The 14,591-nt window shown below is 39.8% G+C and carries 12 protein-coding genes; 6 read left to right on the top strand and 6 right to left on the bottom strand.

Translation table 11 applies throughout. The features are described 5' to 3' along the window. The first annotated feature begins 102 nt into the window (after positions 1–102). Both H6G68_RS08995 and H6G68_RS09000 read left to right on the top strand, forming a co-directional pair. The gene (locus H6G68_RS08995) at positions 103–255 is read left to right on the top strand and encodes a DUF7219 family protein (RefSeq protein WP_190906411.1); all 153 of its coding nucleotides are present in this window, start codon (positions 103–105) and stop codon (positions 253–255) included. Positions 256–730: 475 nt separating this feature from the next. Further along, on the top strand, positions 731–1,243 hold the full coding sequence (locus tag H6G68_RS09000; protein WP_190906324.1) for a hypothetical protein: 513 nt from the start codon (positions 731–733) through the stop codon (positions 1,241–1,243). A 44-nt stretch (positions 1,244–1,287) separates the two neighbouring features. On the opposite strand, the gene H6G68_RS09005 is transcribed toward H6G68_RS09000, so the two are convergent. Continuing rightward, positions 1,288–2,598 carry an AAA-like domain-containing protein gene (locus tag H6G68_RS09005; RefSeq protein WP_190906325.1) on the bottom strand — a complete coding sequence of 437 codons (1,311 nt, stop codon included), beginning with the start codon at positions 2,596–2,598 and terminating at the stop codon, positions 1,288–1,290. Between the two features lie 269 nt (positions 2,599–2,867). Here H6G68_RS09005 and H6G68_RS09010 point away from each other — a divergent pair, with 269 nt between their 5' ends. The 3 genes from H6G68_RS09010 to H6G68_RS09020 all read left to right on the top strand — a co-directional run bounded on the left by H6G68_RS09010 (position 2,868) and on the right by H6G68_RS09020 (position 7,870). Beyond that, positions 2,868–6,005 carry a GAF domain-containing protein gene (locus H6G68_RS09010; RefSeq protein ID WP_190906326.1) on the top strand — a complete coding sequence of 1,046 codons (3,138 nt, stop codon included), beginning with the start codon at positions 2,868–2,870 and terminating at the stop codon, positions 6,003–6,005. A 9-nt stretch (positions 6,006–6,014) separates the two neighbouring features. Continuing rightward, positions 6,015–6,491 (top strand): response regulator, encoded by a 477-nt coding sequence (locus H6G68_RS09015; protein WP_190906327.1) that lies wholly within the window; start codon positions 6,015–6,017, stop codon positions 6,489–6,491. An 80-nt stretch (positions 6,492–6,571) separates the two neighbouring features. Further along, complete coding sequence (locus tag H6G68_RS09020; RefSeq protein ID WP_242045194.1) at positions 6,572–7,870, top strand: hybrid sensor histidine kinase/response regulator; 1,299 nt, start codon at positions 6,572–6,574, stop codon at positions 7,868–7,870. 333 nt (positions 7,871–8,203) lie between these two features. On the opposite strand, the gene atpC is transcribed toward H6G68_RS09020, so the two are convergent. The 3 genes from atpC to H6G68_RS09035 all read right to left on the bottom strand — a co-directional run bounded on the left by atpC (position 8,204) and on the right by H6G68_RS09035 (position 11,258). After that, a complete protein-coding gene (atpC, locus tag H6G68_RS09025) occupies positions 8,204–8,617 on the bottom strand; it encodes an ATP synthase F1 subunit epsilon (protein WP_127052196.1) in 414 nt (137 codons plus the stop codon). 103 nt (positions 8,618–8,720) lie between these two features. Beyond that, the gene (atpD, locus tag H6G68_RS09030) at positions 8,721–10,169 is read right to left on the bottom strand and encodes a F0F1 ATP synthase subunit beta (protein ID WP_190906328.1); all 1,449 of its coding nucleotides are present in this window, start codon (positions 10,167–10,169) and stop codon (positions 8,721–8,723) included. Between the two features lie 228 nt (positions 10,170–10,397). Then, positions 10,398–11,258, bottom strand: coding sequence for a choice-of-anchor L family PEP-CTERM protein (locus tag H6G68_RS09035; protein WP_242045196.1), 861 nt, complete (start codon positions 11,256–11,258; stop codon positions 10,398–10,400). A 333-nt stretch (positions 11,259–11,591) separates the two neighbouring features. On the opposite strand from H6G68_RS09035, the gene H6G68_RS09040 reads away from it, so the two are divergent. After that, positions 11,592–12,416 (top strand): SirB1 family protein, encoded by an 825-nt coding sequence (locus H6G68_RS09040; RefSeq protein WP_190906329.1) that lies wholly within the window; start codon positions 11,592–11,594, stop codon positions 12,414–12,416. A gap of 85 nt (positions 12,417–12,501) precedes the next feature. Here H6G68_RS09040 and H6G68_RS09045 read toward each other — a convergent pair whose 3' ends face one another. Together H6G68_RS09045 and H6G68_RS09050 are read right to left on the bottom strand one after the other, a co-directional pair. Beyond that, positions 12,502–12,957: an SRPBCC family protein gene (locus tag H6G68_RS09045; RefSeq protein ID WP_190906330.1), complete on the bottom strand. Its 456-nt coding sequence runs from the start codon at positions 12,955–12,957 to the stop codon at positions 12,502–12,504. Continuing rightward, positions 12,954–14,414, bottom strand: coding sequence for a GTP-binding protein (locus tag H6G68_RS09050; RefSeq protein WP_190906331.1), 1,461 nt, complete (start codon positions 14,412–14,414; stop codon positions 12,954–12,956). Before H6G68_RS09050 ends, H6G68_RS09045 begins: the two co-directional genes overlap by 4 nt. Positions 14,415–14,591 lie beyond the last annotated feature (177 nt).

Genomic DNA, 14,591 nt, shown 5'->3' on the forward strand with positions numbered 1-14,591 from the left:
TTGTCTAGAATAGACTAGAGCATAGTTACCAACTAAATTGGTTATTATGCTCTAGAGTCCTATTTGGAAAAAGAGCTTTTTTACTAACGGATATAAACAGCAATGGCAAAAGATTCTGATTTTTTAGCTAATTTAACTGATTTTCTCTATCCTCGACATAGATATCACGGTCAATTTAAGCCAGAGTATTTGGTTTTTAACTCTAATTTACAGGAATTTTCTCAAAGGGTAACTCGACTTGGTGGTAGAAAATAAAAGTATAGTAAGTTACACTTTCATTATTCTGCCGGGTAATTTGCATTAGCTTCACACAACGCTTGGCACAGAAATTGTGTTTGTTTGTGGCTGTGCTGTGGTTGCATTGTGGAGTTGTGTGGCTGTCTATTCTCAATAAGTCATTTTAATGCAAATGGTCAAAAGTGCGTTATTTTGTTTTGTGGCTTTTTGAGGATTCTTGTGTAAAGTTGTGGGATATTATTGTGTCTTGTGCAGCGTTGATGTGTCTGTAATGTGGCTCAAAAACCGACTCAAAATCTTAGCTCTAACAATCAAAATTTTGGTTCACTCAAATAATGTGATCTGAAAAAATTTGTTTAATATCCAGAGTTAATACTTGCTTGTACGCTCAATGTGTGATAATAAATTTTAGATGACGCTTATTTATTCTGAAATTAAATTTCATTCCCACGCTCAAACATTCCATTGACTCAACAACTTCTAGTGAATTAAAATGTTGCAAATTTATGAAGTTGGCTTGCTACCTCTAGTTCCTAACGATGACAACACTGCCACCCTGAAATTGGTCTATAAATCTGCTCAAAAACAAGGCGTTTGGCAATATAGAGAACGTGATTTATCACTGGTTTTTGAGCGGGAAGAAGCGATTTTTACTAACACTTGCCCTACAGGGATAAAAGAGATCCAGAAACGAGGTGCTGCTCCCCTGATAGCTTGCTCTGAATGGGTCAGTAACTTTGGTAACTGGACTCTTAATTCTGATTGTCTTTACTGTTACAGTGGTAAGGATTTAAAAAGAACGGAAACTGAACGAAAAACGTTGTATTGTTCTGGGTTTAAGTTTGAGTCGGTATCTGGTGAATGGTGTTGTGAATGGGAATATCAACACAATTACGATTTTTTAAACTCTTCCCATGAATACAATCTAAAAATTCAACTTCGCTTAAATTTTATGACGCTAACAGGTAGTTATGCCGAACAACATTATAAGGATGTGCGGGGGTAGTTTTTTAAATTAATCATTTCCAACTTTACAGAAATTGCCCCATACTATAGCAGTTTCCATGCTCGTGAGGTACAAAGTTTTCTAGTTTTAGGGAACAGGGAACTCTTAACAGGGAACAGGGAATAAATTGGTGTGTACTTCATTAGACTGGGAATTGCTTCTTGAAGATGTGGATGTTTTTCTAAATAACCTAATTGTTGCCGTAAGTGACTATTGAAAATACTATCAGGGGTGGTGACATCTGTTAGCAATTGCTCTATATTTTTGTTTTTTTCATTTAGGTGAAATAGGGCTAACTGCGTTAGATATGGATTTCCTCCAAGCAGTTTATTTAATTCTATCCCAGAGATTTCTGGAGTGGGAGCAGCATAACGAATAGCTAATTCTTGCACTTGCTGTCGGGTAAATGCTGGTAATTCAATTAGTAATCCCACATTAAAGGGTGATTGATGCAGGTTTAATGGTAAAAAGACCTCGGTTGAATACACAATTACTAACCGTAATCTCTGCCATAATTCGCTACTTCCTGTACTATGTCTAGCTTGTTCATACCAAGCTCGTAGCATTCCAAAAAAGTCAGCAGCTATATCGGGGTAGTTAAACAAAACGTTAACTTCATCTAACACTAAAAGTAGGGGACTTGACGCAGCAGGTAATAAATGGGTTTCAAAATAGTCGGTGCAGCTATAATTGCTGCCAAATAATGGATTCCATAATTCTTCTAAACGGTTGGGTATGCCTAAACTACGGCTTACCATTAAACAAAGCCATTGGAGAAAATGACTTAAATTGCCTAAAACTTGGCTATCTGCCAGTTGTAGACTAACAACAGCTGTGCGACACCCATGTTCTTTGGCTTGAGATAATCCTTGGGCAATTAGTGATGTTTTCCCAAATTGGCGAGGTGCGCGAATGCGAATTAAAGCTCCTGGTTGAAAGATTTCTCGAATAAAGAGTTTTTCTGCTGGGGGACGATAGATATAAAAGGGTGAATCTAGGGAAAGTTGTCCTTTTAATGGTGCTTGCAGCAAGCTAGTGAGAACTGCTTTTGCAGTATCATGATCTGGCTCTTGTCTGACATAATCATCCTCTCTCAAAGACAGTTCAAAGGCTTTAAAATAGGAAGCTAGGGTGGGACTGTCGATAGGGCTTTGTCGCCGACGAACTTTAATTAAAGTTTTGGTGCTGATGCCGGTGCGCTCGCTCAATTGTTCTAAAGTATAAGGATGACCGGAATTTTCCCGTGCTGCGGACAAGTATTCAGCCGCTTGCAACAGTTGCCAGCCTTGGAAACTGAGGATAACACCTCTTCTGCGTTTTTGAGATTGTTCGGAGATATTGTCATGGGAAGTCACACGCAATAGACAGATAACTGTGATTAAACTGATTAAGAAGTCATTTTATCAATCTTTCTTTTCTGAAAAATAAAATTCTTGTTCCGATTGTTAAATTACCAGCTTAAAGTTCCATCGGTACTGGTTTTTTAAGTTAGATTCTGATAAGGTAACAATTTCCATCGGTAAAAATTAAATATTCTCACTACTAAAAAAAATTGCATACCCTATTCTCCCTAAATTCTGTTAGTTGTCATCATTTGATAGATTTAGGACAGCAAGGTTAAATTATGTCAGCAATATTGGAATTCTTGCAAAATATTTTATTTTCCCGTTCCTATATGCCCCACGGGCATTGCTATCTCTGGCAAACTCCCCTGGTAGGTTTATATGTAGTTAGTGACGCGCTAATTGCGATCGCTTATTTCTCTATTCCGGCAATGCTGATCTACTTTGTCAGCAAACGGAGTGATATGCCTTTTTCCAAAGTCTTTGTCTTATTTGGGGCATTTATTATCCTCTGTGGTACGGGGCATCTCCTGGATATTTTGACACTTTGGTATCCCTATTACTGGATTTCTGCCATTGAACGCGCCTTCACTGCCTTAGTTTCCTGTTATACAGCTTTACAACTGGTGGAACTCCTGCCACAATTTTTGGCATTGCGAACACCAGAACAGCTAGAAACCATCAATAGAGAGTTACAAAAGCAAGTAGCAGAACGGCAACGCACGGAAGAAACTCTGCAAATGATTGTATCCGGTACTTCTTCTGTGACTGGAGATAAATTTTTTCCTGCTTTAGTCGAAAACTTAGCAACAGCACTGGATGTTGCCTACGCCATAGTGTTTGAAACCGTTGACAACTCCTTACAAAAGCTGCGGAGTATTAACGTATGGACTGTAGATCATCTAGCAGAAAATTTTGAATATGAACTGATTAACACTCCTTGTAAAAATGTAGTTCAAAAAAATATGCTGTGTGCCTATCCTAGTGGCTTGCAGGAGATATTTCCCGGTAATGCACTGATTGAAAGGTTAAATGCCGAAAGCTACCTAGGCGTTCCATTAGTCGATATCAATCAAAATGTAATTGGCAACCTGTGTATCGTTGATGTCAAACCCTTTCAAGCAAACGATCGCAACAAAGATCTTCTCAAGGTTTTTGCAGCACGGGCTTCTGCTGAACTACAACGCAAATGGGCAGAAGAAGAGAAACACCAAGCTTATCAAGAACTAGAATTCCGGGTGCAGGAACGCACTGTCGAACTTGTGACTGCCAATAACGCCTTAGAAGTCGAAGTTAGGGAAAGAACCACAGCAGAAACTGCCATGAGAGAAATGGCAGAAAGAGAAAAGGCCATTAACGGCGTAATTCTGCGAATGCGTCAAACCCTCAACCTTGAATCGATTTTTAATGTCACCACTACTGAATTACGGCAAACTGTGGGATGCGATCGCGTTCTGATTTACCGCTTTAAGCCAGACTGGAGTGGGGAATTTGTTTCTGAGTCTGTCGCGGAGTCTTGGAATATATTGCTTCCCGCACGGGCAAATGATCCCCAACTCACCCAAGTTGCTGTTGAAGGGAATGATTGCATCAAAACTCAACTCAGCAGTGCAGAGGTTTTGAATCGGGATACTTATTTACAAGAAAATGAAGGCGGTATTTATCGCCAAAAAAATAGTTATTGCTGTGTTAGTGATATTTACACAGCCGGATTCAATTCCTGCTATCTCAATCTTCTCGAAGAATTGCAAGCACGAGCTTACATCATCACACCCATTTTTTGCGGTAAAAAACTCTGGGGTTTGTTAGCAGTTTATCAAAATGGCAACCCCCGACAGTGGCAAGAATCAGAAATCGGAATTATTACCCAAATCGGCAATCAATTGGGAGTAGCTGTACAACAAGCCGAACTATTTGCCCAAACTCAAAAACAAGCAGAAGAACTAAAACGAGCTAAAGAAGCCGCAGACGCTGCTAACCGGGCTAAAAGTGAGTTTCTAGCGAACATGAGTCATGAACTGCGGACTCCACTTAACGCTATTCTCGGCTTTACTCAGTTAATGCAACAAGACCAATCCTTAACTTTTGACCATCAACGGTATATCGAAATCATTAACCACAGTGGTGAACATCTGCTGGGACTGATTAATGATGTCCTGGAAATGTCAAAAATTGAAGCAGGACGAACTACACTTTATGAAACAGAGTTTGATCTGTACCAACTGCTGGCTAGTTTGGAAGCTTTACTGCAACTAAAAGCACAATCCAAAGATTTACAACTGAGTTTTAACTGTGATCCTACTGTACCTCATTACATCAAAGCTGATGAAAATAAACTCCGTCAGGTACTCATAAATCTGTTAAGTAATGCTATCAAGTTTACAGAGCAAGGAAGCGTAACTCTGCGAATTAGAAATCAGCAGTTATCGGAAGGTGACACTGAATCACTGACTACTCAGCACTCCCTCTTTTTTGAAGTAGAAGATACAGGCCCCGGTATTTCTCCAGAAGAAATTGGTGATTTATTTCAGGCCTTTCAGCAAACACGAGCCGGACAGAAATCTAAAGAAGGAACAGGTTTAGGGTTGCGGATTAGTCAGAAGTTTGTACAATTAATGGGTGGTGAAATTACTGTTTGTAGCGAGTTAGGTCAAGGTAGTTGTTTCACGTTTCACATTCAGGCTGGTTTGGCTCAACCAACCCCTAGTTCCAAATCTTTCCCCGTTGATCATGCAGTTAGTATTGGACATGGACAGAACTATCGAATTCTGATTGCCGAAGATAATTCTACTAACAGATTACTACTCAGCAAAATTCTGATAAGGTTAGGCTTTGAAGTAAAAGAAGCTGAAAATGGGCAAATTGCGATCGCACTCTGGCAGCAATGGCAACCTCACCTGATTTTTATGGATATGCAGATGCCTATTATCGATGGCTATGAAGCTACTCGACAAATTCGGATTAGGGAGCAAGAGTTAAACCAAATGCAAACTCCTACAAAAATTATTGCTCTCACTGCCAGTGCCTTTACAGAACAGCGAGAGGAAAGTTTGTCCGCAGGCTGTGATGATTTTGTCAGCAAACCATTCCACTGGGCAGAAATCCTGGAAACTCTTTCTGGGCATCTACAAATACAATACTTGTATACACCTAACGCAGGGAATAAAATTACTGCCAACTTAGTCAATAAGACAGAGAATTTTATTCTTGATAGAACGTCCTTAGACATTATGCCCATCGAATGGATTAACCAATTACACTTTGCATCTGCCCAAGGTAATGATGCTGATAGTCTTAAGCTGATTCATCAAATTCCACCTGAACAAACGTTGCTAATCGCAGCTTTAACTAAATTGATTTCAACTTATCAGTTTAAGCAACTGATGATATTGACTCAACCAAGACAAGGAAATATGTAAGGTAAATTTATGAATAATCAAAATAACCCAGACACATTTGTAGTACCAAATACCCAGACAAATATTTTGATTGTTGATGATTTTTTAGAAAATATCCGTCTCCTTTCTAGTATTTTAGAGCAGAATGGCTACCAAACCCGCAAAGCCATCAGCGGCTCAATGGCTCTGACAGCAGTTGAAGCATCTCCACCCAGTTTGATTTTATTAGATATTAGAATGCCAGAAATGAATGGCTATGAGGTTTGTGAATATCTGAAATCAAACCCTAAAACTGCCCATATTCCCATTATTTTCTTAAGTGCATCAGAAGATGTGATTGATAAGGGAAAGGCTTTTGAAGTCGGTGGTGCAGACTACATTACCAAGCCATTTTATATAGAGGAGGTTTTGGCGCGGGTTAAACATCAATTGAGTATTATCACGGCTCAAGAAACAATTTCTTATCTCAAGGAATGGATAAAAGAACTACAAAAAAAGATTGAATAACAAAAGTTTTGTGTTTATTAGATGATTTTATTTCCCTCATTTCTTTAAAAAACAGACTACCTATTTTTTTAAAATAATTAATGAATATGCCCGGACAAAAAAATGTATTTCTAGCGGATCTTCTGATTGTTGATGATAAGCTTGAAAATATTCGATTTTTATCTGATTTTCTATCAAAACAAAATTATCAAGTTCGCAAAGCAATCAATGGACAAGCAGCATTAATGGCTGTTCAGGCACTTCCACCAGATTTGATACTTTTAGACATTAATATGCCAGGAATTGGGGGTTATGAAGTATGTAAAGCTTTAAAAAATGACCCAAAAAATCAATCAATTCCTGTTATTTTTTTAAGCGCTGGTAATGATATTACTGATAAGGTTCGAGCATTTGAAGTTGGAGGCATTGACTATATTACCAAACCATTTCACTTAGAAGAAGTGTTGGTAAGAGTTCAAACTCAGTTAAGGCTTAAACACTTACAAAAAGAGCTAGAAGCTCGTAATGATCAATTAGAAAATACCCTACTAGTATTACAAAATGCTCAAGCTGAACTTATTCACAAAGAAAAGCTACTGAATGCAAGTCGAATTGCAGCCGGCATTTCTCATGAAATTAACAACCCCCTCAGTTTTATTCTTTGCAATCTTAATCCTGCATCTGAATATAGTGAAAAGCTAATTAGTCTGATTCAGCTTTATCAAAAAGCATTTCCAGATCCAAATCCCGAAATTAAAAATTTTATCAAAGAAATTGAACTGGAATTTTTGACTCCAGATTTTACTAGAGTAATTCATTCTATTCGCACTGGAGCAGAACGAATTCGCGCTGTTGTTCATGCTCTGCATATTTTCTCTCGTCTTGATAAGTCAGGTATCAAACCTTTCGATGTTCACCAAAGTATCGATAGCGTTCTCATGACTCTACGCTATCAACTGGCATTAAAAGATGGTTCAGTTAGCGTGGAAATTTTCAAGAACTATGAAGATTTACCAGAATTTATGGGCTATACAAATTTATTTAATCAAGTGTTAATGAATATTTTGCAAAATGCCATAGATGCACTGCATTTAAAAGTAAATTCAGTTATTGATAGTTCATTCAAACCTATAATTTCTATTCATACACATACTACCCAGGAAAATAAAGCAATCATCAGTATTAAAGACAATGGTATCGGAATTGCCGAAGAAGATAAGGATCGTCTATTTGAGCCGTTTTTTTCTACAAAATTAGTTGTTAAAGGTGTTGGTTTAGGCTTATTTACTAGCCACCAAATTATCACTGAAATTCACAAAGGTCATTTGATTTACAAAGCTGTCCCGGAAGGAGGCTCAGAATTTATCATTGAAATTCCGATTACAGGATTTTTCGGTTAATTTAGACTTTATACAGCCGTGGACAGGGTAGTTAGGACATCAATTGATAATGAAACTCCCACTACAAGAGGGTTTTACTCCTGACTCCTGACTCCTGACTCCTGACTCCTGACTCCTGCTATAAAAACCAGAAATCTTCTTTAAATAGAATAGGGGTAAAGAGCAATGCGCCTTACCCCTACAAACTAGGCAAAAGCCCAGACTCACAATTTGAAAGTATGAGATTTGTTTTATATAGCAACGGACAGGGCGGTTAGGACACCAACTGATTATAAAACCTAGACACCAAAAGACTTTTCAGACTGTCACCTGTCACCTGTTCCCTGTCACCTGCTATACCAAACCACCAGCGGCTTGAAAACGAGCGCGAGCGCGTTTAAAGACTTTAGTTGCTTGGATTTGTTCTTGACGGTCGCCTGCGGGTACTTGATTCAGAAGAGTTTGGGCTTGGCTGTAAGCGGTACGGGCTTCTTCCAGGTTAATTTTGTCGCCACGTTCAGCACCGTTGACCAAGATAGTCACTTCGTCTTCATCAACTTCAGCAAAACCGCCCAAAAGTGCGATCGCTTGCCAATCTTGATTTTTGTTAGCGCGAACCCGCATTACACCTATATCCAAGGCAGATAACAGCGGCGCGTGTCCACTTAAAATACCTAATTGACCAGTAGTGCTAGGCAATACTACTTCTTCAGCTTGGGCATCCCAAACGGTCTTATCTGGGGCAATTACACGAACAGTTAGGGTCATATTCTTAATTTCTAATTGATGATTGTTAATTCGTAATTCATAAATTACAAATTACGAATTACGAATTACGAATCCCTAGCGGGACCGGAGGCACTATTACGAATTATCCCTTCAGCTTTTCAGCTTTAGCGATCGCTTCGTTGATATCGCCTACCAAGTAGAAAGCTTGCTCTGGTAAAGCATCCAATTCACCAGACAGAATTTGCTTGAACCCTTTAATCGTGTCTTCCAACTTCACATACTTACCAGGAGAACCGGTAAATACTTCTGCTACGAAGAATGGCTGAGACAAGAAACGCTCAACTTTCCGCGCCCGTGCCACAACCAGACGGTCTTCTTCAGACAATTCATCTAAACCGAGAATGGCGATGATGTCTTGTAGTTCTTTGTAACGTTGTAGAGTGGATTGTACAGCCCGTGCAGTATCGTAGTGATCACTACCAACGATGTTGGGCTGAAGCATGGTAGAAGTAGAACCCAGAGGATCTACCGCTGGATAAATACCCTTAGCAGCCAAACCACGAGACAATACTGTTGTCCCATCCAAGTGAGCAAATGTAGTTGCAGGTGCGGGGTCTGTCAAGTCATCCGCAGGTACATATACAGCTTGAATAGAAGTAATAGAACCTTCGGTTGTAGAAGTAATCCGTTCTTGCAATGCACCCACGTCTGTACCCAGAGTAGGCTGATATCCTACCGCAGAAGGCATCCGACCCAATAGTGCCGATACTTCAGAACCAGCTTGTACAAACCGGAAAATGTTATCAACAAACAGCAATACGTCTTGCTTGTTCACATCACGGAAATACTCAGCCATTGTCAAACCAGACAAACCAACCCGCATTCTTGCTCCGGGTGGTTCATTCATTTGACCATAAACTAGAGCAATCTTGGATTCGTTGAGATTATCTTTATTGATAACTCCAGATTCCATCATTTCGTTGTAGAGGTCATTTCCTTCACGTGTGCGTTCACCCACACCCGCGAATACAGACACACCACCGTGTTGGGTAGCGATGTTGTTGATCAATTCCATCATGATCACGGTTTTACCAACACCTGCACCGCCGAACAGACCGATTTTACCACCGCGTCTGTAGGGAGTCAGCAAGTCCACAACTTTAATCCCTGTTTCAAACACAGAAGGATTGGTTTCCAAGTCTGTGAATTTGGGTGCAGGACGGTGGATAGGTAGAGTTGCTTCAGCATTTACGGGACCCTGGTTGTCTACAGGTTCGCCCAAAACGTTGAAAATCCGTCCCAAAGTGGCTTTACCCACGGGTACGCTAATGGGAGCGCCAGTATCAACAACTTCCAAACCACGTACTAATCCGTCTGTAGTACTCATTGCTACAGCCCGTACTTGGTTGTCACCTAGCAATTGCTGTACTTCAACGGTGAGGCTGAGGTTTTGTCCGGCTTCGTTAGTGCCGTTGATGGTCAAAGCGTTGTAGATTTGAGGTAACTTCCCGCTGGGAAATTTAACGTCTACAACTGGACCGATGATTTGGGTAATGTAACCGATGTTTGTTTTTTCTGCGGTGGTGACCATGCTGCGCCTAAATGATTGAAGCTATTTTTGAGAGTGGGTCGTAAACGACCTGAGATCAAGCAATGTCATCTTTTAGGTTAGCACTGAACGCCCCCACCTTCGCCTTAAATTCATTATTAAGAGCAGATCCCCGACTTCTTGAACACGTTGAGTATCTCTGGTATCAAAAGCAAAAAAGCCATGTCTGGAGTTGACATGGCTGAGGTTTAATTATATTTAATGATAAATTTATGCTTTAACGGTGGCTTGCTGTTTACGTTTGCGAAGAGTGGTAACGCCAAAAGCACCTAAGCCTAAGATACCAATGAGGGAAGCGGGTTCGGGAGTTGACTTGGGTGGTTCTACACTAAGAGAACCGCCCTTTAAGAACACAGCAGAGTCCCAAGAACTATCACTCACATCATTGATTTTGATGCTGAGAGTATTTACAGCATTCTTATTCACAGCACCCTGAAAAGTTAGATTTTTGGTGTATCCATCTAACTGTGTGTCATTACCAGTATTATTGATGTAAGCAGGATCGAAAGGTCCAGTAGGGCTATTTGCCAAATTGTTGATAGTGACGAAGTTACCGTTGGCTAAAAGTGCTAAGTTTGTTCCGTTTAATAAAAGCTCGAAGGAATCGTTATACTCACTACCTGCATACTCTAAAAACTCTTCGGAACCAAACACATATTCAAAGTAGACATTGTCTACTGTATTGTCAGCAAAGAAGGAAATATCTAGTTGAGCCAAGTCAAAAGAGTTCTCAGTGTCACCTATTGTTCCATAATCAGTAGTTTTGATGGATGTATCATTGGGTCCTACTACATCTAAAACATTTCCTGTACTGAGAACTACACCAGAACCAAAACCAAATGGATCATTATTGAACAAGCCAAACGCATTTGCGTCACCTGTGGTTGTGACATTGAAGGCACTGAGTCCACTAGTATTAGACCCTAGTAATGAGTTGAGTAGTTGATTAGCATTGCTGTTTTGGGTTACAGTGAAAGCAAAAGCTGCACCTTGTCCACCTAGGGCTACGGTAGCGCTTACTGCTGCGGCTGCTACCATTGAGAATTTTTTCAAAACATTCATAGTAGTCATTGTGTAATTTTTTTGGAAACTAAATTTTTAGTCATTTTTAATTTTTAACTTTTAACTTTTAACTTTTAATTAAAAAAAGGTTAAAACCTGACATTATCGGGGTTATAGCCGGATTTTTTTTAGCAGAGTTACCAGATATTTATTTATACGTAAAGGAATTATGAAGCTAGTGTCAAGAGGATTGAGGGTTTTACTCAGAACGTAAATTATCTATACATTCTGGACAAACCAGACAAAAGAAATATACATTCGTAAATCCTCAGAATACCCTAAAATAAGAGTAAGTACAAAAAACCGTTTACGTTTTCCTCAGTCGCTTCATCCCTATTGCTTATGAATTTCTCGTCAGCACGTCAGCATTTTTGCCAAGAGATTCAACAACCTGACGAGTGTATCAACTTGGCAAAGGCAGCTTTGTATATTGCCCAAGAAGAATATCCAGATATTGATACTGAAGAATACCTCAACGCCTTGGATACAATGGCAGCAGAATTAGAGGAACGCTTACCATCTTCCCGTTATCCGCTGCGGGTGATTCAATGCCTTAACCAGTATTTATACGAGGATTTAGGATTTGGCGGTAATAAAATAGATTACTATGACCCTCGTAATAGTTTCTTTAATGATGTAATCGAACGCAAAACAGGGATTCCCATCACTTTAGCACTAGTTTACCTGGAAGTAGCAAAACGCATTGATTTCCCAATGGTGGGGGTGGGAATGCCAGGACATTTCCTCATCCGTCCAGATATACCAGATATAGAGATTTTTGTGGATGCGTTTAATCAGGGTGAGATAATGTTTGCAGAAGATTGCCAAGAGCGGCTTTCACAAATTTATCAGCAATCGGTGACGCTAAAACCTGAATTTTTAGCCGCAGTGAGCAACCGTCAGCTATTAACACGAATACTCACAAATTTGAAATATATTTACCTGAAACAGCAAGATTTACCCAGAACTCTAGCCACAGTCGAACGAATTTTATTGTTGTTTCCCGATGTAACTTTAGAATTAAGAGATCGAGGTTTGCTGTACTATCAACTTGGTCAATTTACCCAAGCCAGAGAAGATTTACAAAGTTATCTAGCCAAGGTTCCTGAAGCTGAAGATGCAGATGTAATTCGCCAATTACTGAAAAAGTTGGGTAAAAATAGTTGAAAAAGTTCAAAATTACGAATTACGTATCCCTAGCGGGACCGGAGGCACTATTACGAATTACGAATTACGAATTACGAATTACGAATTACGAATTACCCAGTTCTTCTGCAACTCGTTTAAGACGACGCAGCTGGGCTTCCATATCTGCTTTTGTCCAAGTTGCTGCAAAGGTATTGAAACCCCAACTTACCAACGGGTTAGGAATCTGGAACTGGAAGCGGTTGATTAATATTGTACCATTGGCGACGGGTTGACATTCCCAGCGATCGCTTCCTTGGAAAAATCCTTTGAATCCCCAGATTACCAAACCTGGTTGCCGTTCGACAACTACTGTGTTTAAAGTCGGTTTTAGTCCAGGAATTTGAATGATAAACCGACTTTGACTACCGATATCAGTACTCCACATTTCCCCCACAGGTTCGCAACGGAGAACAGGGTTAAGCCAACGGTGCATAAGAGTTAAATCGGTGAAACAGCGCTCTACTGTTGAGGCTGAAGTATTAATTTGGATTGATTGCTCGATAATTTGGGCAGATTTCATAGTTTTTTTCTGAGTTTAACTTTAGTCAGCAATTCATCTTTGATGCGGTTCAAAATCGAAGTTTCATCTAAAGTTGATAAAATTTGACTAACTACCGCTCTAGGACCATCAGGCCCCCAAGTAGCGCCATTAGCTAAGTAAGCTTTAGTAACTTGTCCAATCCCATAAGAAGAAACACCAGCTACTCCAGCTTGGGTAATTGCTACAGATAGATAAGGAGCTAAAGCTACACCTGCTGTTGCTGTTGCAGACATACCAAGTAAAGTTTTTAAACCACTTAAACCCAAATTTGCTAACAGTTCACTAGCACCGATACCACCCATACTCAGGGCGATTTTTTGGAGTAATTTCACAGCACCAGTTTCGGTCATGGGGATACCGTAAAGTTTAGATAAGCCTAAAATTAAGGAGATATCAATAATCACAGCACTGAGGATATCAACTACAGTAACAGGATTGAGAGCGATCGCAATAGCTTTAGTCATCACAGCTTTCCAAATCAACTCATTTGCGTTCTGTTCCCGAATTATCAGTTTACGCTGTAACACTTGCTCATTTACATTATCAGCATAAAGCATCGTATTCAGCGCCACCAAAGCTTTACCTTCCCGTTGGAGAATCTCTAAAATTTTCAGTTTTAGTTCATCAACTTGAGCATTACCTTGACGCAACTGTATACCTCTGCTACCATCGGCACGACGCACCGCAGTTTTTAGCAATGGTGAAGCCGCAGACATAACAATTTCATCCGGTGAAACTAACTCTCGCACCCTATCGTCCCGGATTTTTTGGTAAATTGCCATTCTGTCAGCTTCTGGATATTGGTCAACTTTGTTAAATACCAAAATTATGGGTTTACCAGCTTCCCGCAACTGGGAAAGTGCCTCATGTTCCATTTTTGTCATATCCGCAGTAATAACAAAAAGAATCAAATCTGCCTGTTTTGCTATCTGTTCAGCTAACGCAGCGCGGGTTTCACCATCGACTTCATCTAATCCCGGAGTATCAATTAATTCTACTTGGGATTGATTATTGCTACGTAAAGTAACTCGTAAAGCCCGTTCAGTTTCACCAATTATTTCTTCGGTAATAGTCCAATTAACCTTTTGTTCTGTACGGGTGACACCGTGTAATGGTCCAGTCTCAAATACTGATTGTCCGACTAAAGCATTGAGTAGAGAAGATTTACCTCGTCCCACCATACCAAAGGCCGCAATCTGCACCACCATGCTGTCTAATTTGCTCAACATGGTTTCTAAATCTGTAATTTCTGCTTCCAAGCCGGATTTTTCTTGGGGGGTGAGGTCAAGATTATTGACTAAATTTCGCAGCGCGGTTTTGGCTTGTTTATAATTGAGTTCAGCTTGAATGTCTTCAAAGGTGAAAATAGCGCTGTCTAGTTCTTCTTCCCATTTGCTTGATTCGTTCGCAGGGGGTTCGGGTAATGTCGATGTCATATCAATATTTTAGATTTTGGATCTACCTCAGTTTTAATCCTAGTACCGCCTTGAATTCAAAATTCAAAATTCATACCGCCTCAGCTTTTCAGGGATTGGAAATAGTTAGTTTATTTCCGCTGTTATGTACTAGTCATGAGAATATAAAGTTTGTTTCTCGCCATCATTCTTAGTTTA

Origin of the sequence: Anabaena catenula FACHB-362 (assembly GCF_014698735.1) — a bacterium.
Classification (GTDB): Bacteria; Cyanobacteriota; Cyanobacteriia; order Cyanobacteriales; family Nostocaceae; genus Anabaena; species Anabaena variabilis_A.

Excerpts from the sequence above, each read along its gene's own strand:
- H6G68_RS08995 (WP_190906411.1), top strand. The coding sequence starts at position 103 with ATGGCAAAAGATTCTGATTTTTTAGCTAATTTAACTGATTTTCTCTAT.
- H6G68_RS09000 (WP_190906324.1), top strand. The coding sequence starts at position 731 with ATGTTGCAAATTTATGAAGTTGGCTTGCTACCTCTAGTTCCTAACGAT.
- H6G68_RS09010 (WP_190906326.1), top strand. The coding sequence starts at position 2,868 with ATGTCAGCAATATTGGAATTCTTGCAAAATATTTTATTTTCCCGTTCC.
- H6G68_RS09015 (WP_190906327.1), top strand. The coding sequence starts at position 6,015 with ATGAATAATCAAAATAACCCAGACACATTTGTAGTACCAAATACCCAG.
- H6G68_RS09020 (WP_242045194.1), top strand. The coding sequence starts at position 6,572 with ATGAATATGCCCGGACAAAAAAATGTATTTCTAGCGGATCTTCTGATT.
- atpC (WP_127052196.1), bottom strand. The coding sequence starts at position 8,617 with ATGACCCTAACTGTTCGTGTAATTGCCCCAGATAAGACCGTTTGGGAT.
- atpD (WP_190906328.1), bottom strand. The coding sequence starts at position 10,169 with ATGGTCACCACCGCAGAAAAAACAAACATCGGTTACATTACCCAAATC.
- H6G68_RS09035 (WP_242045196.1), bottom strand. The coding sequence starts at position 11,258 with ATGACTACTATGAATGTTTTGAAAAAATTCTCAATGGTAGCAGCCGCA.
- H6G68_RS09040 (WP_190906329.1), top strand. The coding sequence starts at position 11,592 with ATGAATTTCTCGTCAGCACGTCAGCATTTTTGCCAAGAGATTCAACAA.
- H6G68_RS09045 (WP_190906330.1), bottom strand. The coding sequence starts at position 12,957 with ATGAAATCTGCCCAAATTATCGAGCAATCAATCCAAATTAATACTTCA.
- H6G68_RS09050 (WP_190906331.1), bottom strand. The coding sequence starts at position 14,414 with ATGACATCGACATTACCCGAACCCCCTGCGAACGAATCAAGCAAATGG.